Source organism: Ruegeria sp. B11, from assembly GCF_056539785.1.
Window position 1 is genome coordinate 501,282 of record NZ_JBQFVO010000001.1, and the last position, 22,615, is coordinate 523,896.

A 22,615-nucleotide genomic window follows, 5' to 3' on the forward strand; every position below is an offset into this window, starting at 1 on the left:
GTGTGTTCTATAGTCGTGGCTCGCTTGCTAAGTATTTTACATAATACCGATTATGCGAATAACAGATGCAGCCTCAGTAAAATGCCTGTAGTCCGGTTTGCGCCCGCCCCAGGATCAATGCATGAACGTCGTGCGTGCCCTCGTAGGTGTTGACTGTCTCAAGATTGATCATGTGACGCACCACCTGGAACTCAAGTGAGATACCGTTGCCGCCGTGCATGTCACGCGACATCCGCGCAATGTCCAATGCCTTGCCGCAATTGTTACGTTTGATGATCGAGATCATCTCGGGCGCAGCTTCAGCCTGATCCATCAGACGGCCGACGCGCAAGCTTGCTTGCAGTCCCAAAGAGATTTCGGTCTGCATCTCTGCCAGTTTGCGTTGAAACAACTGGGTCTGCGCAAGTGGTCGATTGAACTGTTTACGATCCAAGCCGTATTGACGCGCTGCGTGCCAGCAGCATTCCGCGGCCCCCATCGCACCCCAGCTGATACCATAGCGTGCGCGGTTCAGGCAGCCGAACGGTCCCCTGAGACCCTGAACATGTGGAAGCAAAGCGCCCTCGTCCACCTCAACGCCATCCATGACAATTTCACCTGTGATCGAAGTACGCAGGCTCAGCTTGTTCTCGATCTTCGGTGCGCTCAGGCCCTTGGTGCCTTTATCCAGCACGAACCCACGAATCTTGCCGTCATGCGCGTCTGACTTGGCCCAGACCACATAGACATCTGCGATCGGTGCGTTTGAAATCCACATCTTGCTGCCGGTCAGACGATACCCGCCATCAATCTTCTCGGCGCGGGTCTTCATCGCCGCCGGGTCCGAACCCGCATCCGGCTCTGTCAGGCCAAAACACCCAATCCATTCGCCGCTTGCCAGTTTCGGCAGATATTTGCGACGCTGTTCTTCGCTGCCATAGGCGAAAATCGGGTACATCACCAACGAGCTTTGCACCGACATCATCGAGCGATAGCCGGAATCCACCCGTTCAACTTCCCGCGCCACAAGTCCATAAGATACGTAGCTTGCACCGATCCCACCATATTCTTCGGGGACTGTCGTGCCCAACAGGCCCATTTCACCCATTTCACGAAAGATCTCCGGATCGGTTTCTTCGTTTGCAAAAGCCTTGGTGACACGCGGCTGCAATTTCTCCTGGGCGTAAGCGCGCGCGCTGTCGGCAATCAGGCGTTCATCCTCTTCCAATTGGTCCGACAAGCGAAATGGGTCGTCCCAGTTGAAACGACCAAGGTCAGGCGCATCTTTTGCGCGCAGGACAGGCTTTGTATCTGGAGCGTTCATTTTGCTTCTCCGACTTGAATAGGTTTGCGCAACTATAATCTGAGTAATATTCGAAAAACAGCGAGACATTTGCATTGTTTCATGATCAAAACGCATAGATGGACACCAAGCGCCCTATCCTGCCGCCTATATCCGCGCTGCGCGCGCTTGAGGCTTTGGATCGCCTTGGGTCAGCCTCGGCAGTTGCGGATGAAATGGCACTGACGCAGAGCGCGGTCAGTCGGCAACTGCAGACGCTTGAAGCGCATTTGGACGCAGAATTGGTCAGCCGTGATCGCAAGCGATTGTCACTGACAAAGGCTGGACAAGACTATGTACAAGAAATTCGGCCAGCCTTGTCTCAGATCGCGCAGGCGGCGCTGAAACTGCACATTTCCCCTGTCGGTGGGACATTGAATCTGGCGATTCTGCCGACATTTGGAATGCGCTGGCTGGTACCGCGTCTGCCAGATTTCGCCCGCCGCCATCCGGATATCACAATCAACATGACCACGCGGTTGCGACCGTTTAGTTTTGCTTCGGAACCCTTTGATGCGGCTTTACATTTTGGGGAACCTGATTGGCCCGGAACTGATCGCTTGCTATTAAGTGTCGAGCGGGTTTTGCCCGTCTGCGCGCCCGAGCTTTTACCCAAAGGCACTCCGACCTCACCCCGCGATCTGCTAAAACTGCCGCTGCTGCATATCCAGACACGACCGCGCGCCTGGCAGGACTGGTTTCAACAGATGGGTGTCACGCACCCGCATCCCCTGCCCGGCACCGTCCACGACCAGTTCAACACCATCAACCAAGCCGCGCTGCACGGCCTGGGTGTTGCCCTGTTGCCAAACTATCTGGTGGAACAAGACCTTGCGACAGGTAGGCTGGTTGCAGCCTTCCCTGACGCGATAGAGACGATGGGGGCATATTATCTGGTTTGGCCGCGCGAAAAATCGGATGACGGATCATTGCGAGAGTTTCGACACTGGCTTGCTTCTCAGGCCCAGACCGAAGAAGCACTGCCACGTTAGCCGAGCGCGTACCCTGCCCCGCGCACCGTTCGCACCGGATCTTCGCCGCCATGTTGAGTCAACGCTTTGCGCAGACGACCGATATGAACATCAACAGTACGCGTGTCGACGTAGATATCGCGGCCCCATACGCGGTCAAGCAACTGCTCTCGGCTCCAGACCCGGCCGGGCTTTTCCATGAATGTGCTCAGCAACCGGAACTCGGTCGGGCCCAGTTTTAACAGCTTGTTGTCGCGGCTTACCTTGTGGGTCTCAGAGTCCAATATGATATCGTCAAACTCCAACCGGATGCCCACGGTCGCTGGACGCACTCTGCGCAATTGTGTCCGTACACGCGCCATCAATTCGACAACCGAGTAAGGCTTAACCACATAATCATCGGCACCGGTTTCAAGGCCGCGCACTTTATCAACCTCTTCCGAGCGCGCCGACAGCATGATGATCGGAATTGATCGGGTGTCGGGCCGCGTTTTCAGGCGGCGGCAAACCTCGATACCGCTCAGATTGGGCATCATCCAATCCAAAACGATGATATCCGGGCGGTCTTCTTCGACCAGCAACAAAGCTTCGTCGCCATTAGCGGCACGGATTACCCGGAACCCTTCGGCGTCCAGATTATAGGCCAGTACCTCTCTTTGGGCCAACTCATCCTCAACAACCAGTACCGTCGGTTGATCAGCGGACATGACTGAGATCTCCTAGATCGTTTGCGACGTGTTGTCGGCTTTGGGGCGCGCTTCGCTGGGTCTCTCGCCGGTGACGAGATAGACGACCTGCTCGGCAATGGCGGTGACGTGATCGCCCATGCGTTCGATATTTTTTGCGATGAAATGCAGGTGCATGCACGATGAGATATTGCGCGGATCCTCCGCCATGAAGGTCAGGAACTCGCGAAACAGGCCGTTATACATCTGGTCCACTTCCAGATCCCGTTCGATCACGTCCTGCGCCAGCTCAGCATCACGCTGGATATAGGCATCTAGCGCGTCGCGCAGCATCCGCTCGACCTCGCGCGCCATTCGGCGCAGAGCGGCGGCACTGCCGTTGATTTCGCCGGCATTCACCAGAACGGTCGTTCGCTTGGCGATGTTCTTGGAGTAATCTCCAATCCGTTCAAGGTTGGTCGCAACCTTCAGAACGGACAGAACCAGCCGCAAATCGCTGGCCGTCGGTGCACGCAAGGCAATCAGGCGCGCGGTCTCTTCGTCAATCAGTTCTTCCAGTGCGTCGATGGCCTTGTCGCCTTGACGCACTTCATTTGCAAGTTCTTCGTCGCGGGTCTCCAGCGACCGGGCCGCGCCCATAATGGCGGCTTCGACCAGTCCACCCATCTTCATGATGTGTGCTTGGATGGCCTCAAGGTCGCGGTCGAACGCGGATGCAATATGTTGTTCGCTCATTGCAGTTATCCTGTGCTCAGCCAATCCGGCCGGTGATGTAACTTTCGGTTCGGGGATCTTCGGGGTTGGTGAAGATCTGCCCGGTTTCGCCGAACTCAACCAAGTTCCCCAGATGGAAAAACGCTGTCTTCTGACTGACCCGCGCGGCCTGTTGCATCGAATGGGTTACGATCACCACTGAATAGCGTGAACGCAGTTCGTCAATCAGTTCCTCGACCTGCGCGGTTGCGATTGGGTCGAGCGCCGAACAGGGTTCGTCCATCAATAGCACCTCAGGCTCGGTGGCTACGGCGCGCGCGATGCAAAGACGCTGTTGCTGACCACCAGAAAGGCCGGTACCGGGGGCATCCAGACGGTCCTTGACCTCATCCCAGATCGCACCACGACGCAGAGATTTCTCTACGATTTCATCCAGTTCTGCCTTATTCTTGGCAAGGCCGTGGATACGCGGACCGTAAGCCACGTTGTCATAGATCGATTTGGGGAACGGGTTCGGTTTTTGAAAAACCATGCCGACCTTGGCACGCAACTGTACCGGATCGACGCGCTTGTCGTAAATGTCTTCACCGTCCAGCAGGATATCACCCTGCACCCGGCAAATGTCGATTGTGTCGTTCATCCGGTTCAGACAGCGTAGGAAGGTGGATTTACCGCAGCCAGAGGGACCGATGAAAGCCGTCACAGTCTTGTCTTCGATATCGACGCTCACGTCCTTAATGGCGTGGGTCTCACCGTAGTAGACCTGAACCTGCTTGGCGTTGATCTTGATGTCTTTGGAGTCCACGGTTCTCTCCACTCGTGTCATATCGTTCATTTTAAACCCCTCCTACCAGCGGCGTTCAAAGCGGCGGCGCAGGATGATAGCGATGATATTCATGGTCAGCAGGAACATCAAAAGGATGATGATGCCGCCCCAGGCTTTCTCGTAAAAACCCACATCGGCACGCGCGGCCCAGGTGTAGATCTGTGCCGGCATGGCCGAGTTCGGCTCGGTGAAGCCCGCCAAAAAGCCATCGGGATAGCCTCGGGCGACAAAGCCCACCATGCCGATCAACAGCAACGGAGCAGTTTCACCCAGCGCCTGCGCCAAACCAATGATGGTACCAGTCAGGATACCGGGCGCGGCCAACGGCAGCACGTGGTGGAAGACGGCCTGCATCTTCGAGGCCCCTACCCCCAACGCCGCGTCGCGGATAGACGGGGGAACCGCCTTTAGCGAGGCTCGGGTCGAGATGATGATCGTTGGCAGGGTCATCAGCGTCAGCACCAGACCACCCACCAGCGGTGCCGACTGCGGCAGGTGCATGAATTGAATGAACACTGCCAGCCCCAGGATACCGAAGACGATGGACGGAACGGCGGCCAGGTTCGAGATATTCACCTCGATCAGGTCGGTAAATTTGTTCTGCGGCGCAAACTCTTCCAGATAGATCGAGGCGGCGACCCCAATGGGCAGCGACAGGCACAGCACCACCAACATCATGAAGAACGAACCGACGACCGAGGCACCAATACCCGCGCCACCGGGGTTATCCACGCCCGAGTCCGCACCAGTGATGAACGGCCAGTTGAAAGCCTGTTTAATGATCCCCGCTTCTTTCAGCGCGTCCACCAGATCAAGATCGCTGAGTTGCAGGAAGCGGCTGTCCTGCAGTGTGTCACGAGACACCCGACCCTTGAAGTAGCCATCCACACGGCTTGAAGCCGCCAGATCGAACATGATCGGCTCACCCAGCTTGCTAGGATTATCGGCATAGAAGGTCCGGATCGTACCGCCGATTTTGCCCAACAGACGCTCGATGGCATCCTGATCGAAATCCACGGTGATGCCACTTTCGGCCAGTTGTTCATTCAGTTCCGCAATGAACAGATTGGAGTAGGCCTTTGTCTTGAACATCGTGCCTTCGGCTTCATCGCGCTGCGCTTCGCTCAGCGTGAATTCTAAACTGATAACTGTGCGCTGGAAGGCCGGGATGCCTTGCGACAGGATTGAGGCAAACAGCACAATCAGAAAGAACAGTCCGGTCGCGATAGCGACGATCCCGTAGGCGCGAAAACGCTTTTCGGCAGCCGCGCGTTTTTTGGTCCGGGCATCGGATGCAGTCAGCGAGGTCGAGGTGTTTTGCATGCTGGCGTCGGTCATTCGTACTGCTCCCGATACTTGCGCACGATATACAGGGCGAAAACGTTCAGCCCCAGCGTGAGAATGAACAGTGTCATGCCAAGCGCGAAGGCGACGAGGGCCTCGGGCGAGGCGAAATCGGCGTCGCCTGTCAGCTGGCTGACGATCTTGGCGGTTACGGTGGTCATGGCCTCGAACGGGTTCAGGTCCAGACGCGCAGCGGCCCCTGCCCCCAGAACCACGATCATGGTCTCACCAATTGCACGCGAAGCTGCCAGCAAGATCGCACCGACGATCCCGGGCAAGGCTGCGGGCAAAACGACCTGCCGGATGGTCTCGGATTGTGTGGCCCCCAGCCCGTAAGAGCCATCACGCATGGCCTGAGGCACCGCGTTGATGATGTCGTCGGAAAGCGACGAAACGAACGGGATCAGCATGATGCCCATGACAAGACCGGCGGTCATCACCGCCGTACCGGCTTTCATCCAGCCCAAACCATCATCCCCGAACACGCTCAGCAACAGCGGGCCAACCGTCAGCAGAGCGAAAAGGCCGTAAACGATGGTCGGGATACCGGCCAGCACTTCTAGCATTGGTTTGGCGATCGAGCGCACGCGTGAAGAAGCGTACTCACTGAGATAAATCGCAGCGAAAAGACCGATTGGCACGGCCACCAACAACGCCACCAACGAGATATAGAACGTGCCCCACAGCAAAGGGATGATACCCAGATCTGATGCCCCACCACGGCCCGAGAAACTGGGCGCCCAGGTAGTACCGAAAAAGAATTCTGATGCCGGGTAAAGCTTGAAGAACTCCCACGTATTGAAAACCAGCGAAAGGACGATGCCGACCGTTGTCAGGATCGCAATCGACGCAGCCGCCAGCAGCATCACACGAATTCCCTGCTCAACCACATTGCGGGCACGATATTCAGAATGCGTCTGTAACCAACTGAACGCAGCACCGGCCAAGGCGACGAGTATCACAGCGACGGACATGATCGCGTAACCGGTTGAATTTATCGCCCGATAGGCTTGAGCTGCATGCAAAACCGTCTGCGTGATGTCCGAGGTTACGACTTGACCCGCGTCCTTCAACTTTTGGGTCATCTCGGAAATATCTGCCCGCGCATCCTGTGCGAGCGTTTCGGTGAGATGTCCCTGCGCAACGGCACTGTCCAGACCATTTGCGGTCCGACGCACCTCGGCCATAACAAGACTGCGCGACGATCCTTCCTTGATCGCCGTTTCGGGAACCATCTCCGAGATCTGAGAGTTAACGTAGAGCGGCTGAACCAGCAGCCAGACGATCAACAAACCCAAGGCGGGAACTATGACTTTCAGTGCGACGTTCGCGCCATAAAACGAGGGCAGAGAATGCAGATTGCGGCTGTCCCCTCCGGCACTTTGCAAGGCGCGCATTCGCCCCAAAACATATCCGACTGCCGCGATCGCAAGCACGATCAGAATGAGCCAAAGAATTGGCATGACGCCCCCATAGGTCTTGATCGGGATTAGGGAAAAATTGGGGGCGACAGAAAACGCCGCCCCCAGTCAATTCAATCGGGGTGAGGGATTAGCTGCCCGAACCCAAGGTTACTTCGTTGGCAATCGCGTCCTGCGTTTTTGCCAGTTCAGGATCGGCAACCAGACCGTAGTTGGCCAGCGGGCCCGAGGGACCAGCAATTTCTTCATGAGTGAAGAACTGGGCGTATTCTTTCAGACCGGGGATCACGCCGATATGCGCTTTCTTGACGTAGAAAAACAGCGGGCGTGAGACGGGGTATTCACCCGACGCGATGCTCTCGGTCGACGGTGCGATACCACCCATCGTAGCCACTTTCAACTTGTCGGTGTTGTTCTCGTAGAACGCCAGACCAAACACGCCGATACCATTGGTGTTGGTATCGATGCGGGCCAGAGTTTCGGTGTAGTCACCGTCGATATCGACCGATTTGCCGTCGGTGCGCACGTCCAGGCATGCATCTTCGGCGTCATCTTCGCTTAGGCCGCCCGCGACCATGGCTTCCATCGCGCCCGTCGCTTCACAACCTGCCAGCAGAACTTTGTCTTCGAACACTTCGCGGGTGCCGTGCTTGGTGCCCGGGATGAACATTGCGATTTCCACATCCGGCAGGTCAGCGTTGAACTCGGCCCAGCTGTTGAAGCTGTTGTCGACCAGCGCGCCATCTTTCATCACTTTCGATCCGATGGCATTGTAAATATCCGCAGGCTCAAACGCCGTGAAGGCAGGACCCGACTGCTGGCTTGCAAATACGATGCCGTCATAACCGATGCGGACTTCCATGATATCGGTCACACCGTTTTCGGCGCATGCTTTAATCTCTTTTTCACGGATGGCACGCGATGCGTTTGCAACGTCGATCGTGTTTTCACCGACGCCTTCGCAGAAGCGTTTCAGACCGGCGGACGAGCCGCCTGATTCAACAACCGGTGTGGGGAAGTCGGTATTTTCACCGAACAGTTCTGCAACGATTGACGCATAAGGCAGAACGGTGGAAGAGCCAGCAACTTGAACGTTGTCACGCGCAGCAGCAGTGGTTGCCGAGACGGCAGCGATAGCCAGCGCAGAAGCCGACAGTTTTACAAAGGACATTTCAGTCTCCTTGAAAAGGATGGGTACTGATCATCCCCATGATGATCTGAGCGCAGCACTATGACGCCTGCGTAAGCCTTTTGTGACAGGTATGTAACGGTTTCATGACAACTCATGAATTTCTCAGAATTTCTTAACTTGACGATGCGTCACCCCAGTAAAGCCTGCGTTTGGCACGACCTTAGCGTGGTAGAATGACCGTAAACGTCGCTCCCTGCCCCGGTTCACTTTCCACACGCAACCTGCCCCGATGGCGATTGACGATATGCTTCACGATCGCAAGCCCCAGTCCGGTTCCGCCCAACTCGCGCGAGCGGTGACTGTCTGCGCGATAGAACCGTTCGGTCAACCTGGGCAGGTGTTTGGCATCAATACCGGGCCCTTGATCAATGATCTTGATCCGTACCGCAGGACCGCGCATCGCCGTATCCCGCTCAGACAGGGTTACGACCACACCGACCTTGCCACCGCTGCCCCCGTATTTGATCGCGTTTTCAACGAGATTGGTTATCACCTGGCGAAGCTGATCGCTGTCTCCGACCATCTCGATCGACTCGTTTGGGGCATCCAACGAAACAACAACACTGGCATCATCCGTCAGCGGTCGCAGAGTGTTTAAGGTCGATTGAATCAAGCCTGTCAGTTCCAATGGCTCTTTGGGTCTGACCCGCTCTTCACTTTCCACCCGATTGAGCGACAGCAAATCCCCCACAAGCCGGTTCATCCGATTGGCCTCATCCGCCATGATCTGAAGAAAGCGGTCGCGGGCGGCCGTGTCGTCGCGAGCGGGGCCTTGCAATGTTTCGATAAACCCCATCAAGGCCGTTAGCGGCGTGCGCAATTCATGGCTGACATTGGCCACGAAATCGCGCCGCATCTGACCGGCCTGTTCCAGATGCGTGATATCCTGAAATACTGCCAATACCGCTTCGGTCCCGCCGACGAATCTGCACTGCACCTCAAACGTCGTATCCTGAGCACCATCATTGGACAGATGCCGCGCTTTGCCGGGCTGCTTCGAGCGCAGGCATTGTTCGACGGCATCGATGACCTGAGGCTGGCGCAGGATTGTGGCAAAATGCCTGCCTTCGATTGCGTGTCCCAAAAGCGTCCGCGCCTCGCTATTTGCGGCGACAATACGCTCGGTCTGACCAACCAGCACGGCGGGCATCGGAATGGCTGAAACCAATTCGGCAAGCAGGGTATCCGTCATGCGCGTTTAGACCGGACGCAATGTTTGGCGAAACTTGCGCATGTTGTCCTGATAGTGCAGCGCACTCAGCGTTAGTTTCTGGGCCGCCGCCTCATCAAGCTGCCGCACAACTTTGCCCGGCGAGCCCATGACCAACGAATTATCGGGAACCTCTTTGCCTTCGGTGATCAGCGCCCCCGCCCCGATCAGACAGTTCTTTCCGATATTCGCCCCGTTTAGAACGATAGCCCCCATACCGATCAGCGTATTGTCTCCGATCGTGCAACCATGCAGCATGACCTTGTGACCAATTGTGCAGTTCTTCCCAATGGTCAGCGGATAGCCCGCATCGATGTGCATCACGCAGTCTTCCTGCACATTGCTGCCTGCGCCCACACGGACTTCTTCGTGATCGGCCCGGATGGTGCACCCGAACCAGACCGAAGCGCCTTGTTCCAGGACTACTTTGCCGATCAGGTTGGCGTCGGGGGCTACCCAGGTGTCTTCGTGAATTTGCGGCGAGTGATCACCCAAAGCATAGATGGTCATGACAAGCCCTCGAACTCGGTCTGCAACGAGCGGATGTGGTTCTGCAGGCTGGGCTGTTGGATGCGACGCATGCGTTCTGCGCTGACGATGGTCTTCAGCTTTTCCTCGGTGGTATCCAAATCATCGTTGATCAGAACATAGTCGTAGTAGCCCCAATGGCTGATCTCATCCCAGCTTTTCAACATGCGCTTGGCGATCACATCCTCACTGTCCTGCCCACGCCCTTCCAGCCTGCGGCGTAGTTCACGGATCGAGGGCGGGAGGATGAAAATCGACAACGCATGCTTGCCCAGATCCGAATTGCGGATCTGCACTTCTCCCTGCCAATCGACATCAAAAAGCACATCACGCCCCTGTGTGATGGACTCGCGGACCGGTCCAGCAGGAGAGCCGTAGAAGTTGCCGAACACATGCGCGTGTTCCAGCATCTGCCCATCCGCCACCTGCTGTTTGAACTCGTCCTCGGATAGGAAGTAGTACTCCCGGCCATGCTCCTCACCCGGGCGCGGAGCGCGGGTGGTGGCCGAGATCGAGAATTCCAAACCGACATCCCACCGCATCAAACGGCGGGCCAGAGTGGATTTACCTGCACCCGAAGGCGAGGACAGTATGATTAATAGACCGCGGCGATCCGCCATGTGATGTTCCCGTCCTTATTCCACGTTCTGCACTTGCTCGCGCATCTGATCGATGACCGCCTTTAGCTCCAAACCAACCGCCGTCAGTTCAGCATTCTGCGATTTCGAGCAGAGCGTGTTGGCCTCACGGTTGAACTCCTGCATCAGGAAATCCAGCTTACGCCCGACCGGGCCGTCTTGCGTCAATAGGGCACGCGCAGCAGTGACATGGGCCTTCAAACGATCGATTTCTTCGGTGATATCGGCCTTGACCGCGATCAGGGCCAGTTCTTGTGCAACGCGATCAGGGTCCGCACCTTGCGTATTGTCGAGAACGCGTGTCAGATTTTCGCGCATGTTTTGCGCCATTTCCTCGCGGCGACGCTCGGCCAGATCAGCGGCCTGATCCGTCAGCTTTGCGACTTGGTCGAGTTGTCCCGTAAGAATGCCTGACAGTGCTTCACCTTCGGAACCGCGCATCTCAATGAATGAAGCAAGCAAGCCACCGAACTCAGATTTCAGGTGCTCGACAAGTTGGGCTGGATCATCCGCGTCAGCTCCGGCTTCCAACATCCCTTTCAACGCAAGAAGATCACTGGCTTTGGAGGGAGCCAACAATACGCCCCGCGCGCCTGCAAGCGCTTCGGTCTGGGCCAGTGCATCCAGCGCAGCTTCCATCGCTGGGGTATTCAACCGGACATCCGCGGCGGTTTCTTCCCGTCCCATCCGAAGGGACAGCGTGATGTTCCCTCGGTTGACCTGCTTCGACAGATCGCCTCTCAGCGCGGCCTCTAACCCTGTCAACCAATCGGGAAGCCGCAGACGTAAATCCAGCCCCTTGCCATTGACGCTGCGCAATTCCCAAGTCCAGCTATGGGGACCAAACGCGCCCTTGCCCGAGGCGAAACCGGTCATGGATTTGATCATGCCTGCCCTTTCCGTCAAATTCACTGGTCGCACCTAATGCCATTGACCAGCAAGGGGCAAGACCTTGCTCATTCCCCAATCAATGCCAAGAGGTTAACCATTCGTTAAAGAATTGCTCCAAAATTGTATTAACCCGTGTCAATCTGACAGTCAGAAAAGCTGGCGGATCGCAGCTTTGCCCATTAGATGGCATTTTAGGAAAATCGCGAGTGATTGACGGTAGGGTGATGAAATGAAAACCTTTTTCGGGACTGGTTCCGGCTCAGAACTTGGAAAGATCATCGCAATGGACCGATTTGACAGCGGGCGAAGCCTTTCTCCCATCCGTCAGGCCGAAGCCTATTGGACCGCCTTGCTGACAGGTGAAGGCGTTCCGATGCGCTCGCAGATCGATCCGCGCGGCCTGGAGAATATTCTCGAATACACATTCATACTGGAACGCATCGCGCCGGGTTTGGCCCGGTTTCGGCTGGCGGGAAGTCACCTGAACAATCTGGCGGGCATGGAAGTTCGCGGTATGCCTCTAACGGCTTTTTTCGAACCGAGCGCCCGCGATGATGTCAAATCCATTCTGGACCAAGTCCTCACCGGCCCCGCGGTTGCCGAACTGGGCTTGCTTTCGAAAGGCAAGCTCGGACGAACCAGCCTTCAGGCCCGCATGATCCTGCTGCCGCTTAAAAGCGATCTGGGCGACGTCAGCCGCATTCTTGGGGTCATGGTCAGCGATGGAACCATCGGGGCAACACCGCGTCGCTTCATTGTCTCGGATCGCCGCGTCAACCCGATCTCTGAACTGCAACAGCCTCCGAGGCCTGTCCAACAGCAAACAGAGGGGTTCGCTGAAGACCAGACCACGTTCAAAGGGGCACCGCACCTAAGGTTGGTATCATCACGTGACGACTAAATGAAAACGGCGGGCATGAGGCCCGCCGTCTTACTAATTCAGGATGTATTCGAAGTCAGCTTGCAGCGCGCTTGCTGCGGTCACGACGTAGGTTGGTCAGTTCTTCCGCGACAAGGAATGCAAGTTCCAGCGACTGCGAGGCGTTCAGGCGCGGGTCGCAAGCTGTGTGATAGCGATCCGAAAGATCCTCTTCTGTCACCGCGCGCACACCTCCGGTGCATTCGGTGACATCCAGCCCTGTCATCTCGAAATGAACACCACCGGGGATCGTGCCTTCAGCCTGATGTACGCCAAAGAAATCGCGTACTTCGCGCAGCACGGAATCAAACGGCCGGGTCTTGTAGCCGGTCGCGGATTTGATCGTGTTGCCATGCATCGGATCGCAGACCCAAGTAACCTGTGCGCCCTCTTCCTTCACGGCTTTGACCAGACGCGGCAGATGCTCACCCGCTTTACCTGCACCAAAGCGCGCGATCAGAGTCAGACGCCCCTCTTCGTTTTCTGGATTCAACTTGGACATCAGAACCTTGAGGTCTTCGGCACTGGTTGTCGGGCCACATTTCAGACCAATCGGGTTCAGAACACCCCGGCAGAACTCGACATGCGCACCGTCGGGCTGACGGGTCCGATCGCCGATCCAGATCATGTGACCCGAGCCAGCCAACCAATTGCCAGATGTCGAATCCAGACGCGTCAGCGCCTCTTCGTACTCAAGCAGCAGGCCTTCGTGGCTGGTGTAGAATTCCACCGACGAGAATTCGTGTGTGGTATCTGCGGTGATGCCCGCAGCCCCCATGAAGTCAATCGAATCCTGAATGCGGTCGGCGATCTCAGAGTATTTCTGAACGTCTTGCCCGTCGGCAAAACCCAGCGTCCACGAATGCACGTGGCTCATATCCGCAAAACCACCGGTCGAGAACGCCCGCAGCAGATTCAGTGTTGCCGCCGCCTGTGTATAGGCCTGAAGCATCTTGTCGGGATTCGGAATACGTGCCTCGGGTGTAAAGGCCAGCTCATTGATGATGTCACCGCGGTAGCTGGGCAGTTCCACACCGTCCACAACCTCTGTCGGTGCACTGCGCGGTTTTGCAAACTGGCCCGCCATGCGGCCAACTTTAACCACGGGAACCTTGGCGCCGTAGGTTAGCACCATTGCCATCTGCAGCATCACCTTGAACGTGTCACGGATCGCATCCGCGCTGAACTGCTCAAAGCTTTCAGCGCAATCCCCGCCTTGCAACAGGAACGCTTCGCCACGACCCGCGGCTCCCAGATGCTGCTTCAGCCGTCGCGCTTCACCCGCAAAAACCAGCGGGGGATACTGCGAAAGCTGCGCCTCGACTTTGGCCAGCGCGGCCGCGTCGGTATAGTCTGGCATCTGAACCCGGGGCTTGTTGCGCCAGTTCGTTTTTTGCCATTCAGTCATAGCTTTTATCTCCGCTGAAGTATTTCAGGTGGCCTCTATACAAAATGCATGAATGAGAGGCCATATCCCTTTTGCGCCTCTTGACGCCATAATCAAGCTTTGAGCATGGTGACTGGCATATCCGCCACCGTGGAAATCCCGGTGCGCGCCGAATCAAGGACAGTTCGCCATGCAAGAGCAACGCCAAGTTGTCACTGTGGATCATAGCACAGGCAAGCCGCATAACTTTGTATTTGTGCTTTTGGACAAGTTTTCCCTTTTGTCATTCGCTTCGGCTTTGGACAGTCTGCGGATCGCCAATCGAATGGCCAACCGAGAGCTTTATACCTGGACCTTGACGGGCGAAGGCGGTGAGACAGTGACTTGTTCAGCCGGTACTTCTTTCAATCTTGATTCTGATCTGACCGAATTGCAGCGTGACGACGTCGTCCTGATCTGCGGGGGGGTCGATGTACAAGCGGCAACCACCAAACGCATCCTGAACTGGGTACGCCGCGAAGCGCGTAAAGGGTTGAAAATCGGCGGTCTTTGCACCGCGGCCTATACGCTGGCCAAAGCCGGTTTGCTGGAAGGCAAGCGCGCAACGATCCATTGGGAAAACTCAGACAGTTTTGCCGAAGAATTCGACACAGTAGAACTGACCAAGTCGGTGTTTTTGGTTGATGGCAACCGAATGACAACTGCTGGCGGCACATCCTCGATTGACCTGATGCTCAAGCTGATTGCCGAAGATTACGGAGAAGATCTGGCCAACGCGGTCGCTGATCAGATGATCTATTCTTCGATACGTACGGATCAGGACACGCAACGTTTGTCGACACCTACACGGATCGGCGTACGCCACCCCAAGCTCAGTCAGGTTATCCTGATGATGGAAAAGAACATAGAAGAGCCAATCTCGCCCTCTATTCTAGCCAAGGACGTAGGCATGTCGACGCGCCAGCTAGAACGTCTGTTCCGCCGCTATCTTAGCCGCTCGCCCAAGCGCTACTACATGGAACTGCGCCTGCATAAAGCGCGGAACTTGCTGATGCAGACCGATATGAGCGTCATCAATGTGGCGCTGGCTTGCGGCTTTGCCAGCCCGTCGCATTTCTCCAAATGCTACCGGGCGCATTACAACACCACGCCTTATCGCGAACGCGGTGCACAGAGCGGTCGGTTGTCTGTTTAATCCAAAGCCGCAGGGAAACCTTACAAATCTTTCGCAAAGTAGTGCAGGTGCGGCCGTAACATCGGTTGATCCAGATAGGTCGTGGTTTCGATTGGTGAGTCCAGTTCAACAAAACCAAGTTTGGGGTACAGGTCGCGCATTTCGACATTCGGTGTAAGCGTATCGGCGATGAGGCGTTTCAAACCCATATCACGCGCGGCCTGTTCCCGGGCTTCGATCAAGGCACGCCCGGCACCGGTCCCTCGTGCCTCCTCGGTCACAAAAACCCGTTTAAGTTCACCGGTTTGGTGATCAAATCGTTTCAGCATCCCACATCCAATGATGTTTCCGGCATCGTTTCGCGCCACCACAAGACATCCATTCGGGGGTAGGTAATCCTCTGTATGCGCCCAAAACTCCGCCAATGCGCTTTCGGGGGCCGCTAGATCAATCTCAAAGCCCATATCCTGCATTCGTTGCACGATAAGCGCGTAATATTGTGCCAGGATCGTATTCAGTTCGCGCTTTGGCGGCATTGTTTCACAAAGCTCGATTACAAAATCACTCATTCAAATCTCCTGATCACCCTGAAGCCCGGAACAGATACACCGTGACCGAATGGCATAGAAGCAAACGCCCTAACCCCGTTTAATACCGTCAAAGGGGCGTCATTCGGTAAACCGCGCCTTGCCCGACGGAAATGAACCAGATCGACCCATCTGGTGCTTCGGCGATGTCGCGAACACGTTCGGTCTCGGGGCCTTCGATCTGCTCAACCTCACGCAGTGGATCGCCCGCCAAACGTGCAATGTAGTCGAATTTCAAAGAGCCAACGAATAGATTCCCCTTCCATTCCGGCCAAAGTTTCCCGGAATAGACCATCAAGCCAGAGGGTGCGATGGAAGGATCCCAATAAAGCTCGGGCTGTTCCATTCCTTGCTTCGACGTGCCTTCACCGATCTTCTGACCCGAATAATGAACGCCATACGAAATCACTGGCCAGCCATAATTGGCACCGGGTCTGATCAGATTAACCTCATCCCCGCCTTTTGCCCCGTGTTCCGAAATCCAAAGCCGACCCTGCAGATCCAAATTGGCACCCTGAGGGTTTCTGTGACCAAACGACCAGATCTCGGGGCGGACACCGGGATTGCCCACAAACGGGTTATCACTGGGAACTGAACCATCACGGTTGATCCGAATGACCGTACCCATGTGGTTCGTTCGATCCTGCGCAGCCGGGCGATCACCTCGGTCACCGATAGTGACGAACAACATGCCATCATTCGCTTCAACGACGCGAGAACCAAAGTGGCGCCCGCCTGAGCCACCGGGAGAGGCCTCGAATATCACGCGCAGATTGGTTAGACGTTCTCCGTTTTCCGATAAACGAGCGACAGCGACAGCGGTGCCTGCACCGCCTCGTTGCGATATGGAGAAAGTCAGAAAAAGCTCGCGGGTCTGATTAAAGTCACGCGCGATGGTGACATCTAGCAAACCGCCCTGCCCGTTCGCGACCACTTTTGGCAGACCCTTGATGCGCTTCGCCTCACCTCCGGCAACGTACAAAAGCTCGCCATCTCGCTCAGTGACAACAAAGCTGCCATCCGGAAGAATGCCAATCGCCCAAGGTGTATCAAGGCCTCTGACCACCTGAGTAACCTGAACCGGCCCGCCGGTTGTGTTGATGACATCGGACCAGCCTGCAATCGACCAGCACGACAGAATGAGAATCGCAAAAGTCCTGATCATATCGACCCAATCCCTAGTGGTGCACCGCAACAAACTGACCTAGCCTAACAAAACAGATAGGATTGCTGCTTTCAAAAGCACTTTTTTGTTAGGACTTTTCTTTTTCGGACAGCTTGCCTAGGGTCATGCCCAGAACGACGACGTTCAAACGATAAATAGGGAGTAACCTAATGAAAAAGCTGCTTACCGCTACTGCAGCAACCGCTCTGCTGGCGGGTACCGCTATGGCCGAGGACGTGAAGCTGGGCGTGCTGTTCGGCTTTACAGGCCCGATTGAATCGCTGGCCCCGGCCATGGGTTCGGGCGCAGAAATGGCGATGGCCGAGGTCACCGAATCCGGCAAACTGCTGGACGGCGCAAGCGTGACCGGAACCCGCGCCGATACCGGCTGTATCGACAATGGTCTGGCCACATCGAACGGCGAACGTATGATCGCCGATGGCGTCGCCGGTATCATCGGCGGCGACTGCTCGGGCGTCACTGGCGCGATCCTGCAGAACGTCGCGATCCCGAACGGCATGGTCATGATCTCGCCGTCGGCCACGTCTCCGGGTCTGTCGACCATGGAAGACAACGGCCTGTTCTTCCGCACCGCGCCGTCGGATGCGCGTGAAGGTCAAGTAATGGCAGACATCCTGAATGACCGTGGCATCAGCTCGATTGCTCTGACATACACCAACAACGACTACGGCAAGGGTCTGGCGGACGCGATCCAGTCCTCGTTCGAGGCTTCGGGTGGCGAAGTCACCATCGTTGCCGCGCACGAAGACGGCAAGGCCGACTATTCGGCCGAAGTTGGCGCGCTGGCCTCGGCCGGTGGCGATATTCTGGTCGTTGCCGGCTATCTGGATCAGGGTGGTCTGGGCATCATCCAGTCGGCGCTGGACAGCGGCGCGTTTGATACATTCGGTCTGCCCGGCGGCATGATCGGTGACTCGCTGCCGACAAACGTTGGTCCCGACCTGAACGGCTCGTTCGGTCAGATCGCTGGCTCGGGCGGTGAAGGTGCCGAGAAGTACTTTGCCATGGCTGAAGCTGCGGGCTTTGACGGTTCGTCGCCCTACTCGCCGGAAAGCTATGACGCCGCCGCGCTGTTCATGCTGGCGATGCAGGCCGCAGGTTCGACCAACCCCGCTGAATACGGCGCGAAAATCATGGATGTCGCCAATGCTCCGGGTGAGCAAATCTTCCCCGGAGAACTGGCTAAAGGTCTGGAGCTGTTGGCTGCCGGTCAGGACATCGATTATGTCGGCGCATCGGGCGTTGAGCTGATCGGCCCTGGCGAAAGCGCAGGTTCCTATCGCGAGATCGAGGTGACCGACGGCGAAAACAAGACCGTCAACTTCCGTTGATCCAAGGTTAAAAGTCATAAAAACAAGCAGCCCGGCCCTTGTGTCCGGGCTGTTTCAATGAAAAAAGGCCGCACTCCGGTTAACGGGGATGGTAAAAACGCCGAAAACGGCGGCTAGGGGAAAAGATGATCGTCGTCGATGACGTGCACAAGCATTTCGGCGGGTTTCATGCGGTGGACGGGGCATCGCTGGAAATCCAAAAGGGCTCGATCACCGGTCTGATCGGACCGAACGGGGCCGGAAAAACCACGCTATTCAACGTGATCGCGGGCGTACTTCCACCGACCAGCGGTAAGGTACACATGGACGGTGAGGATATCACTGGCCTGCCCCCGCACGAGCTGTTTCATAAGGGCCTGCTGCGCACCTTCCAGATCGCGCATGAGTTTTCGTCGATGAGCTGCCGTGAAAACCTGATGATGGTGCCCGGCGCACAATCCGGGGAATCGCTGTGGAACACATGGTTCGGGCGTAAGCGTATCGCGGATGAGGAACGCGCACTTAGGGCGAAAGCCGATGAGGTGCTGGAATTCCTGACAATCGAACATCTGGCCGATCACAAGGCCGGTCAGGTCTCGGGCGGTCAGAAGAAGCTGCTGGAACTTGGCCGAACCATGATGGTCGATGCCAAGATCGTGTTTTTGGACGAGGTCGGCGCTGGTGTGAACCGCACCCTCCTGATGACCATCGCCGACACGATCCTGCGCCTGAACAAGGAACGCGGCTATACCTTCGTCGTTATCGAGCACGACATGGATTTCATCGGCAAGATTTGCGACCCGGTCATTTGCATGGCCGAGGGCAAGGTGCTTGCCGAAGGTACTCTGGACGAGATCAAGGCCAATGAGCAAGTGATCGAAGCTTATCTGGGCACCGGCCTGAAGAACAAAGACAAGCTGGAGGCGGGCGCATGAGCGACAACCCCTACCAGGACGACAAGGGCAACAAGGACGCTTCGATCACCAATACGCATGGTGTCGGCACCATGACTCCAGCACATCGCAAAAGCGGTGAAACGCATCGGGTCGAGGGCGGTCCTTTCCTGATTGGCGACACCATGACTGGTGGCTATGGCAAAGGGCCGGACATCCTGCATGACTGCACCATCGCCGTTGATAAGGGCGAGATCGCGGTGATCGTCGGCCCCAACGGCGCGGGCAAATCCACCGCAATGAAGGCTGTGTTTGGCATGCTGGACGTACGCCAAGGGTCTGTGCGGCTGGATGGCGAAGATATCACCAATCTCAGCCCGCAAGACCGCGTGGTACGCGGCATGGGCTTTGTCCCGCAGACCTCGAACATTTTTACGTCGATGACGGTGGAAGAGAACCTTGAGATGGGCGCCTTCATCCGTCGTGACGATTTCTCGGATACGATGGAGCAGGTCTATGACCTCTTCCCCATTCTCCGCGACAAACGCAATCAGGCCGCCGGAGAGCTGTCAGGCGGCCAACGCCAACAGGTTGCCGTGGGCCGCGCGCTGATGACCCAGCCCAAGGTGCTGATGCTGGACGAACCCACCGCGGGTGTCTCACCCATCGTAATGGATGAGCTGTTTGACCGGATCATCGAGGTTTCCCGAACCGGGCTGCCGATCTTGATGGTCGAGCAAAACGCCCGTCAGGCGCTCGGGATCGCCGACAAGGGTTATGTGCTGGTTCAGGGGCGCAATGCCTATACCGGCACGGGCAAGGAACTGCTGGCCGATCCAGAAGTTCGCAAGAGTTTCTTGGGGGGATGACGCCAGTGACAGCTACTCTCGTGTTTGATCACTCTGAAATCAGGTCGAAAAGACGTACGAACTTGGAAAATGAGGTAACGAACTAATGGACTTCCTCAACGCCCTTGTGGCGCTCTCCAACTTCGTTCTTGTTCCCGCAATCGCCTATGGCAGTCAGTTGGCGCTGGGCGCTTTGGGGGTGACGCTGATCTACGGCATCCTGCGGTTTTCGAACTTTGCCCATGGCGATACGATGGCCTTTGGCGCGATGATCGCGGTGCTGGTCACTTGGGGCCTGCAAGCCGCAGGCGTCAGTTTCGGGCCGTTGCCAACGGCTCTGCTCGCCCTGCCCTTTGCCATTCTGGGCTGTATCGTTCTGGTGCTGATCACCGACCGGTTGGTCTATCACTTCTATCGGGAACAGAAGGCCAAGCCTGTCATTCTGGTGATCGTCTCGATGGGCGTGATGTTCATCATGAACGGGCTGGTTCGTTTCATCATCGGTCCGGATGACCAGAGGTTTTCAGACGGAGCGCGTTTCATCGTCTCGGCGCGAGATTTCAAGGCGATGACTGGGCTGCGTGAAGGGCTGGCAATCAAGACCTCCCAGGGCATCACGGTGATCGTCGCGGTTGTCGCCGTGGCGCTGTTGTTCTGGTTCCTGAACAAAACGCGCACTGGCAAATCGATGCGGGCCTATTCTGACAATGAGGATCTTGCGTTGCTGTCCGGTATCAACCCCGAGCGCGTGGTGATGATCACATGGATCATCGTTGCCGCGCTGGCGACCACTGCGGGCGTGCTTTACGGCCTCGACAAAAGCTTCAAGCCATTTGTCTATTTCCAGCTTTTGCTGCCGATCTTTGCCTCGGCTATCGTGGGTGGCCTAGGAAACCCTTTGGGCGCTATCGCGGGCGGTTTCATCATCGCGTTTTCTGAGGTGACGATCACCTACGCGTGGAAGAAAGTGCTCACCTATCTGGCACCTGAAAATCTGGAGCCGTCAGGTTTGGTGCAGTTCCTGTCCACCGATTACAAATTCGCTGTCAGCTTTGCCATTTTGCTGATCGTACTTCTGTTTAAGCCAACCGGCTTGTTCAAAGGAAAAGTGATATGAGCGAGCCCGTCAAAAACACGCTGCTTTTTGTGGTCGTCGGCGCACTCATCCTGTTGACCGGATTCACCCAAAGCTGGAACGCCGCAATCCTGATCCTGAACATGGGCTTGATCTCGGCCATCATGTCGATTGGCGTGAATCTGCAATGGGGCTTTGCTGGCCTCTTCAACGTTGGTGTCATGGGCTTTGTCGCGCTGGGCGGGCTGGCGGTTGTGCTGGTCTCGACACCCCCAACCCCCGGCGCCTGGTCTGGTGGAGGATATGGCGTCATCCTGTCGCTTTTGATGGGCGCGGCAACCGTGGTTGCAGCTGTGATGGTGGCCCAAAAAATGCCCAAGGGACGCACACAAACCTTTGCAATCATCGGTATTCTGGTCGTAGGTTTTTTTGTTTACCGCGCAATTTTTGATCCCAACGTAGCTGCGATCGAAGCGATTGATCCTGCTGTCGCAGGTAATATCGGCGGTTTGAACCTTCCTGTCCTATTCGCTTGGCCTGCCGGGGGACTTTTGGCGGCGGGCGCAGCATGGCTGATCGGAAAAACGGCGCTGGGCCTGCGCTCGGACTATTTGGCAATTGCCACACTTGGTATCGCCGAGATCATCATCGCCGTCATGAAAAACGAGGACTGGCTGGCACGTGGTGTCAAGAACGTCTACGGCATTCCACGTCCCTCACCGGTAGTTGGCTACGAAGTTGAATTGCAGCAAGACCCAACTTTCCTTGCAAGGGCCGAGTGGTTCGGGCTGGATCCGGTTACTGCCTCGACGCTTTCCGTCAAGCTAGGCTACTCTTTGCTGTTCCTGATCGTGCTCCTGGTGCTGCTGTGGATGGCTCAGATGGCGTTGAAAAGCCCTTGGGGCCGCATGATGCGCGCCATCCGCGACAACGAGGTTGCCGCCGAGGCGATGGGCAAGGATGTCACCCGCCGCCATCTACAGATCTTCGTGCTGGGCTCGGCCATCTGCGGCATCGCCGGTGCGATGATGACCACTTTGGACGGGCAGCTGACGCCGGGCACTTACAACCCGCTCCGCTTTACCTTCCTTGTCTGGGTCATGGTGATCGTCGGCGGGTCGGGCAACAATTTCGGAGCCGTACTGGGAGCGTTCCTGATCTGGTTCCTGTGGGTTCAGGTTGAACCCATGGGCCTGTGGCTGATGAACCTGATAACCTCAGGCATGCCTGACGGCAGCGCACTTAAGACGCATCTGATCGATAGCGCCGCACATATGCGCCTGTTCACCATGGGACTGATTCTTTTGATTGTTCTCAGATTCAGTCCAAGAGGGTTGATCCCCGAGAAATAAGCAAAATTTCTTGCGAAATTCCCCTAACGCACCGTTAATCGGTGCGTTTTATTGTGCGGCGAGTCAGAACGCTCTAAATCGGTGTATCGTGATCCACCACATCGCGCTGTGCCCCATACCATGTTTGTTTGGTGCGGAGTTG

General features: G+C 56.5%; 22 protein-coding genes. 8 read left to right on the plus strand and 14 right to left on the minus strand.

Annotated features, from left to right (window positions below; genetic code table 11):
- Nucleotides 1–73: 73 nt before the first annotated feature.
- On the minus strand, nucleotides 74–1,303 hold the full coding sequence (locus tag ACR0I1_RS02565) for an acyl-CoA dehydrogenase (protein WP_480704841.1): 1,230 nt from the start codon (nucleotides 1,301–1,303) through the stop codon (nucleotides 74–76).
- Nucleotides 1,304–1,401: 98 nt separating this feature from the next.
- Between ACR0I1_RS02565 and ACR0I1_RS02570 the strand changes: the two genes are divergently transcribed.
- Nucleotides 1,402–2,313, plus strand: coding sequence for a LysR substrate-binding domain-containing protein (locus ACR0I1_RS02570; RefSeq protein WP_480613540.1), 912 nt, complete (start codon nucleotides 1,402–1,404; stop codon nucleotides 2,311–2,313).
- On the opposite strand, the gene phoB is transcribed toward ACR0I1_RS02570, so the two are convergent.
- From phoB to ACR0I1_RS02620, 10 genes are all read right to left on the minus strand, one after another.
- Nucleotides 2,310–2,999 (minus strand): phosphate regulon transcriptional regulator PhoB, encoded by a 690-nt coding sequence (gene phoB, locus ACR0I1_RS02575; RefSeq protein ID WP_170393066.1) that lies wholly within the window; start codon nucleotides 2,997–2,999, stop codon nucleotides 2,310–2,312. The genes ACR0I1_RS02570 and phoB overlap by 4 nt on opposite strands.
- Nucleotides 3,000–3,011: 12 nt before the next feature.
- A complete protein-coding gene (phoU, locus tag ACR0I1_RS02580) occupies nucleotides 3,012–3,713 on the minus strand; it encodes a phosphate signaling complex protein PhoU (protein WP_170393065.1) in 702 nt (233 codons plus the stop codon).
- Nucleotides 3,714–3,729: 16 nt separating this feature from the next.
- Nucleotides 3,730–4,527 carry a phosphate ABC transporter ATP-binding protein PstB gene (pstB, locus tag ACR0I1_RS02585; protein ID WP_170393064.1) on the minus strand — a complete coding sequence of 266 codons (798 nt, stop codon included), beginning with the start codon at nucleotides 4,525–4,527 and terminating at the stop codon, nucleotides 3,730–3,732.
- Nucleotides 4,528–4,539: 12 nt separating this feature from the next.
- Nucleotides 4,540–5,856, minus strand: a complete 1,317-nt coding sequence (gene pstA / locus ACR0I1_RS02590; RefSeq protein WP_170393063.1) for a phosphate ABC transporter permease PstA — start codon at nucleotides 5,854–5,856, stop codon at nucleotides 4,540–4,542.
- Complete coding sequence (pstC, locus tag ACR0I1_RS02595) at nucleotides 5,853–7,325, minus strand: phosphate ABC transporter permease subunit PstC (protein ID WP_170732224.1); 1,473 nt, start codon at nucleotides 7,323–7,325, stop codon at nucleotides 5,853–5,855. The genes pstA and pstC overlap by 4 nt, the downstream gene beginning before the upstream one ends.
- A gap of 88 nt (nucleotides 7,326–7,413) precedes the next feature.
- A complete protein-coding gene (locus ACR0I1_RS02600; protein WP_170393061.1) occupies nucleotides 7,414–8,454 on the minus strand; it encodes a substrate-binding domain-containing protein in 1,041 nt (346 codons plus the stop codon).
- A 181-nt stretch (nucleotides 8,455–8,635) separates the two neighbouring features.
- On the minus strand, nucleotides 8,636–9,667 hold the full coding sequence (locus ACR0I1_RS02605) for an ATP-binding protein (protein WP_170625901.1): 1,032 nt from the start codon (nucleotides 9,665–9,667) through the stop codon (nucleotides 8,636–8,638).
- A 6-nt stretch (nucleotides 9,668–9,673) separates the two neighbouring features.
- Entirely contained in the window at nucleotides 9,674–10,195 is a 522-nt protein-coding gene (locus tag ACR0I1_RS02610) for a gamma carbonic anhydrase family protein (RefSeq protein WP_480704845.1), read from the minus strand.
- Entirely contained in the window at nucleotides 10,192–10,833 is a 642-nt protein-coding gene (gene gmk, locus ACR0I1_RS02615) for a guanylate kinase (protein ID WP_170421654.1), read from the minus strand. The genes ACR0I1_RS02610 and gmk overlap by 4 nt, the downstream gene beginning before the upstream one ends.
- A 15-nt stretch (nucleotides 10,834–10,848) precedes the next feature.
- Entirely contained in the window at nucleotides 10,849–11,739 is an 891-nt protein-coding gene (locus tag ACR0I1_RS02620) for a YicC/YloC family endoribonuclease (RefSeq protein WP_170625898.1), read from the minus strand.
- A gap of 232 nt (nucleotides 11,740–11,971) precedes the next feature.
- On the opposite strand from ACR0I1_RS02620, the gene ACR0I1_RS02625 reads away from it, so the two are divergent.
- Nucleotides 11,972–12,643, plus strand: a complete 672-nt coding sequence (locus ACR0I1_RS02625; protein ID WP_480704848.1) for a PAS domain-containing protein — start codon at nucleotides 11,972–11,974, stop codon at nucleotides 12,641–12,643.
- Nucleotides 12,644–12,698: 55 nt separating this feature from the next.
- Here ACR0I1_RS02625 and ACR0I1_RS02630 read toward each other — a convergent pair whose 3' ends face one another.
- A complete protein-coding gene (locus tag ACR0I1_RS02630) occupies nucleotides 12,699–14,069 on the minus strand; it encodes a class II 3-deoxy-7-phosphoheptulonate synthase (protein WP_223118039.1) in 1,371 nt (456 codons plus the stop codon).
- A gap of 169 nt (nucleotides 14,070–14,238) precedes the next feature.
- On the opposite strand from ACR0I1_RS02630, the gene ACR0I1_RS02635 reads away from it, so the two are divergent.
- A complete protein-coding gene (locus ACR0I1_RS02635; RefSeq protein WP_170393055.1) occupies nucleotides 14,239–15,243 on the plus strand; it encodes a GlxA family transcriptional regulator in 1,005 nt (334 codons plus the stop codon).
- A gap of 20 nt (nucleotides 15,244–15,263) precedes the next feature.
- Here ACR0I1_RS02635 and ACR0I1_RS02640 read toward each other — a convergent pair whose 3' ends face one another.
- The gene (locus tag ACR0I1_RS02640) at nucleotides 15,264–15,791 is read right to left on the minus strand and encodes a GNAT family N-acetyltransferase (RefSeq protein WP_480704850.1); all 528 of its coding nucleotides are present in this window, start codon (nucleotides 15,789–15,791) and stop codon (nucleotides 15,264–15,266) included.
- A gap of 88 nt (nucleotides 15,792–15,879) precedes the next feature.
- Nucleotides 15,880–16,974, minus strand: coding sequence for a PQQ-dependent sugar dehydrogenase (locus ACR0I1_RS02645; RefSeq protein ID WP_480704852.1), 1,095 nt, complete (start codon nucleotides 16,972–16,974; stop codon nucleotides 15,880–15,882).
- Between the two features lie 170 nt (nucleotides 16,975–17,144).
- On the opposite strand from ACR0I1_RS02645, the gene ACR0I1_RS02650 reads away from it, so the two are divergent.
- The 5 genes from ACR0I1_RS02650 to ACR0I1_RS02670 all read left to right on the plus strand — a co-directional run bounded on the left by ACR0I1_RS02650 (nucleotide 17,145) and on the right by ACR0I1_RS02670 (nucleotide 22,473).
- Nucleotides 17,145–18,326, plus strand: a complete 1,182-nt coding sequence (locus tag ACR0I1_RS02650; RefSeq protein ID WP_170510292.1) for an ABC transporter substrate-binding protein — start codon at nucleotides 17,145–17,147, stop codon at nucleotides 18,324–18,326.
- A gap of 125 nt (nucleotides 18,327–18,451) precedes the next feature.
- On the plus strand, nucleotides 18,452–19,240 hold the full coding sequence (locus ACR0I1_RS02655; RefSeq protein WP_480704854.1) for an ABC transporter ATP-binding protein: 789 nt from the start codon (nucleotides 18,452–18,454) through the stop codon (nucleotides 19,238–19,240).
- Nucleotides 19,237–20,067, plus strand: a complete 831-nt coding sequence (locus ACR0I1_RS02660) for an ABC transporter ATP-binding protein (protein ID WP_480704856.1) — start codon at nucleotides 19,237–19,239, stop codon at nucleotides 20,065–20,067. The genes ACR0I1_RS02655 and ACR0I1_RS02660 overlap by 4 nt, the downstream gene beginning before the upstream one ends.
- Nucleotides 20,068–20,152: 85 nt before the next feature.
- Nucleotides 20,153–21,163 (plus strand): branched-chain amino acid ABC transporter permease, encoded by a 1,011-nt coding sequence (locus ACR0I1_RS02665; RefSeq protein WP_480704858.1) that lies wholly within the window; start codon nucleotides 20,153–20,155, stop codon nucleotides 21,161–21,163.
- A complete protein-coding gene (locus ACR0I1_RS02670; protein ID WP_170421678.1) occupies nucleotides 21,160–22,473 on the plus strand; it encodes a branched-chain amino acid ABC transporter permease in 1,314 nt (437 codons plus the stop codon). Before ACR0I1_RS02665 ends, ACR0I1_RS02670 begins: the two co-directional genes overlap by 4 nt.
- Nucleotides 22,474–22,615 lie beyond the last annotated feature (142 nt).

Excerpts from the sequence above, each read along its gene's own strand:
- ACR0I1_RS02650 (WP_170510292.1), top strand. The coding sequence starts at position 17,145 with ATGAAAAAGCTGCTTACCGCTACTGCAGCAACCGCTCTGCTGGCGGGT.
- pstB (WP_170393064.1), bottom strand. The coding sequence starts at position 4,527 with ATGAACGATATGACACGAGTGGAGAGAACCGTGGACTCCAAAGACATC.
- ACR0I1_RS02635 (WP_170393055.1), top strand. The coding sequence starts at position 14,239 with ATGCAAGAGCAACGCCAAGTTGTCACTGTGGATCATAGCACAGGCAAG.
- ACR0I1_RS02605 (WP_170625901.1), bottom strand. The coding sequence starts at position 9,667 with ATGACGGATACCCTGCTTGCCGAATTGGTTTCAGCCATTCCGATGCCC.
- pstA (WP_170393063.1), bottom strand. The coding sequence starts at position 5,856 with ATGACCGACGCCAGCATGCAAAACACCTCGACCTCGCTGACTGCATCC.
- phoB (WP_170393066.1), bottom strand. The coding sequence starts at position 2,999 with ATGTCCGCTGATCAACCGACGGTACTGGTTGTTGAGGATGAGTTGGCC.
- ACR0I1_RS02630 (WP_223118039.1), bottom strand. The coding sequence starts at position 14,069 with ATGACTGAATGGCAAAAAACGAACTGGCGCAACAAGCCCCGGGTTCAG.
- ACR0I1_RS02625 (WP_480704848.1), top strand. The coding sequence starts at position 11,972 with ATGAAAACCTTTTTCGGGACTGGTTCCGGCTCAGAACTTGGAAAGATC.
- ACR0I1_RS02640 (WP_480704850.1), bottom strand. The coding sequence starts at position 15,791 with ATGAGTGATTTTGTAATCGAGCTTTGTGAAACAATGCCGCCAAAGCGC.
- ACR0I1_RS02670 (WP_170421678.1), top strand. The coding sequence starts at position 21,160 with ATGAGCGAGCCCGTCAAAAACACGCTGCTTTTTGTGGTCGTCGGCGCA.
- phoU (WP_170393065.1), bottom strand. The coding sequence starts at position 3,713 with ATGAGCGAACAACATATTGCATCCGCGTTCGACCGCGACCTTGAGGCC.
- ACR0I1_RS02665 (WP_480704858.1), top strand. The coding sequence starts at position 20,153 with ATGGACTTCCTCAACGCCCTTGTGGCGCTCTCCAACTTCGTTCTTGTT.
- ACR0I1_RS02645 (WP_480704852.1), bottom strand. The coding sequence starts at position 16,974 with ATGATCAGGACTTTTGCGATTCTCATTCTGTCGTGCTGGTCGATTGCA.
- ACR0I1_RS02620 (WP_170625898.1), bottom strand. The coding sequence starts at position 11,739 with ATGATCAAATCCATGACCGGTTTCGCCTCGGGCAAGGGCGCGTTTGGT.
- pstC (WP_170732224.1), bottom strand. The coding sequence starts at position 7,325 with ATGCCAATTCTTTGGCTCATTCTGATCGTGCTTGCGATCGCGGCAGTC.
- ACR0I1_RS02655 (WP_480704854.1), top strand. The coding sequence starts at position 18,452 with ATGATCGTCGTCGATGACGTGCACAAGCATTTCGGCGGGTTTCATGCG.
- ACR0I1_RS02610 (WP_480704845.1), bottom strand. The coding sequence starts at position 10,195 with ATGACCATCTATGCTTTGGGTGATCACTCGCCGCAAATTCACGAAGAC.
- gmk (WP_170421654.1), bottom strand. The coding sequence starts at position 10,833 with ATGGCGGATCGCCGCGGTCTATTAATCATACTGTCCTCGCCTTCGGGT.
- ACR0I1_RS02570 (WP_480613540.1), top strand. The coding sequence starts at position 1,402 with ATGGACACCAAGCGCCCTATCCTGCCGCCTATATCCGCGCTGCGCGCG.
- ACR0I1_RS02660 (WP_480704856.1), top strand. The coding sequence starts at position 19,237 with ATGAGCGACAACCCCTACCAGGACGACAAGGGCAACAAGGACGCTTCG.
- ACR0I1_RS02600 (WP_170393061.1), bottom strand. The coding sequence starts at position 8,454 with ATGTCCTTTGTAAAACTGTCGGCTTCTGCGCTGGCTATCGCTGCCGTC.
- ACR0I1_RS02565 (WP_480704841.1), bottom strand. The coding sequence starts at position 1,303 with ATGAACGCTCCAGATACAAAGCCTGTCCTGCGCGCAAAAGATGCGCCT.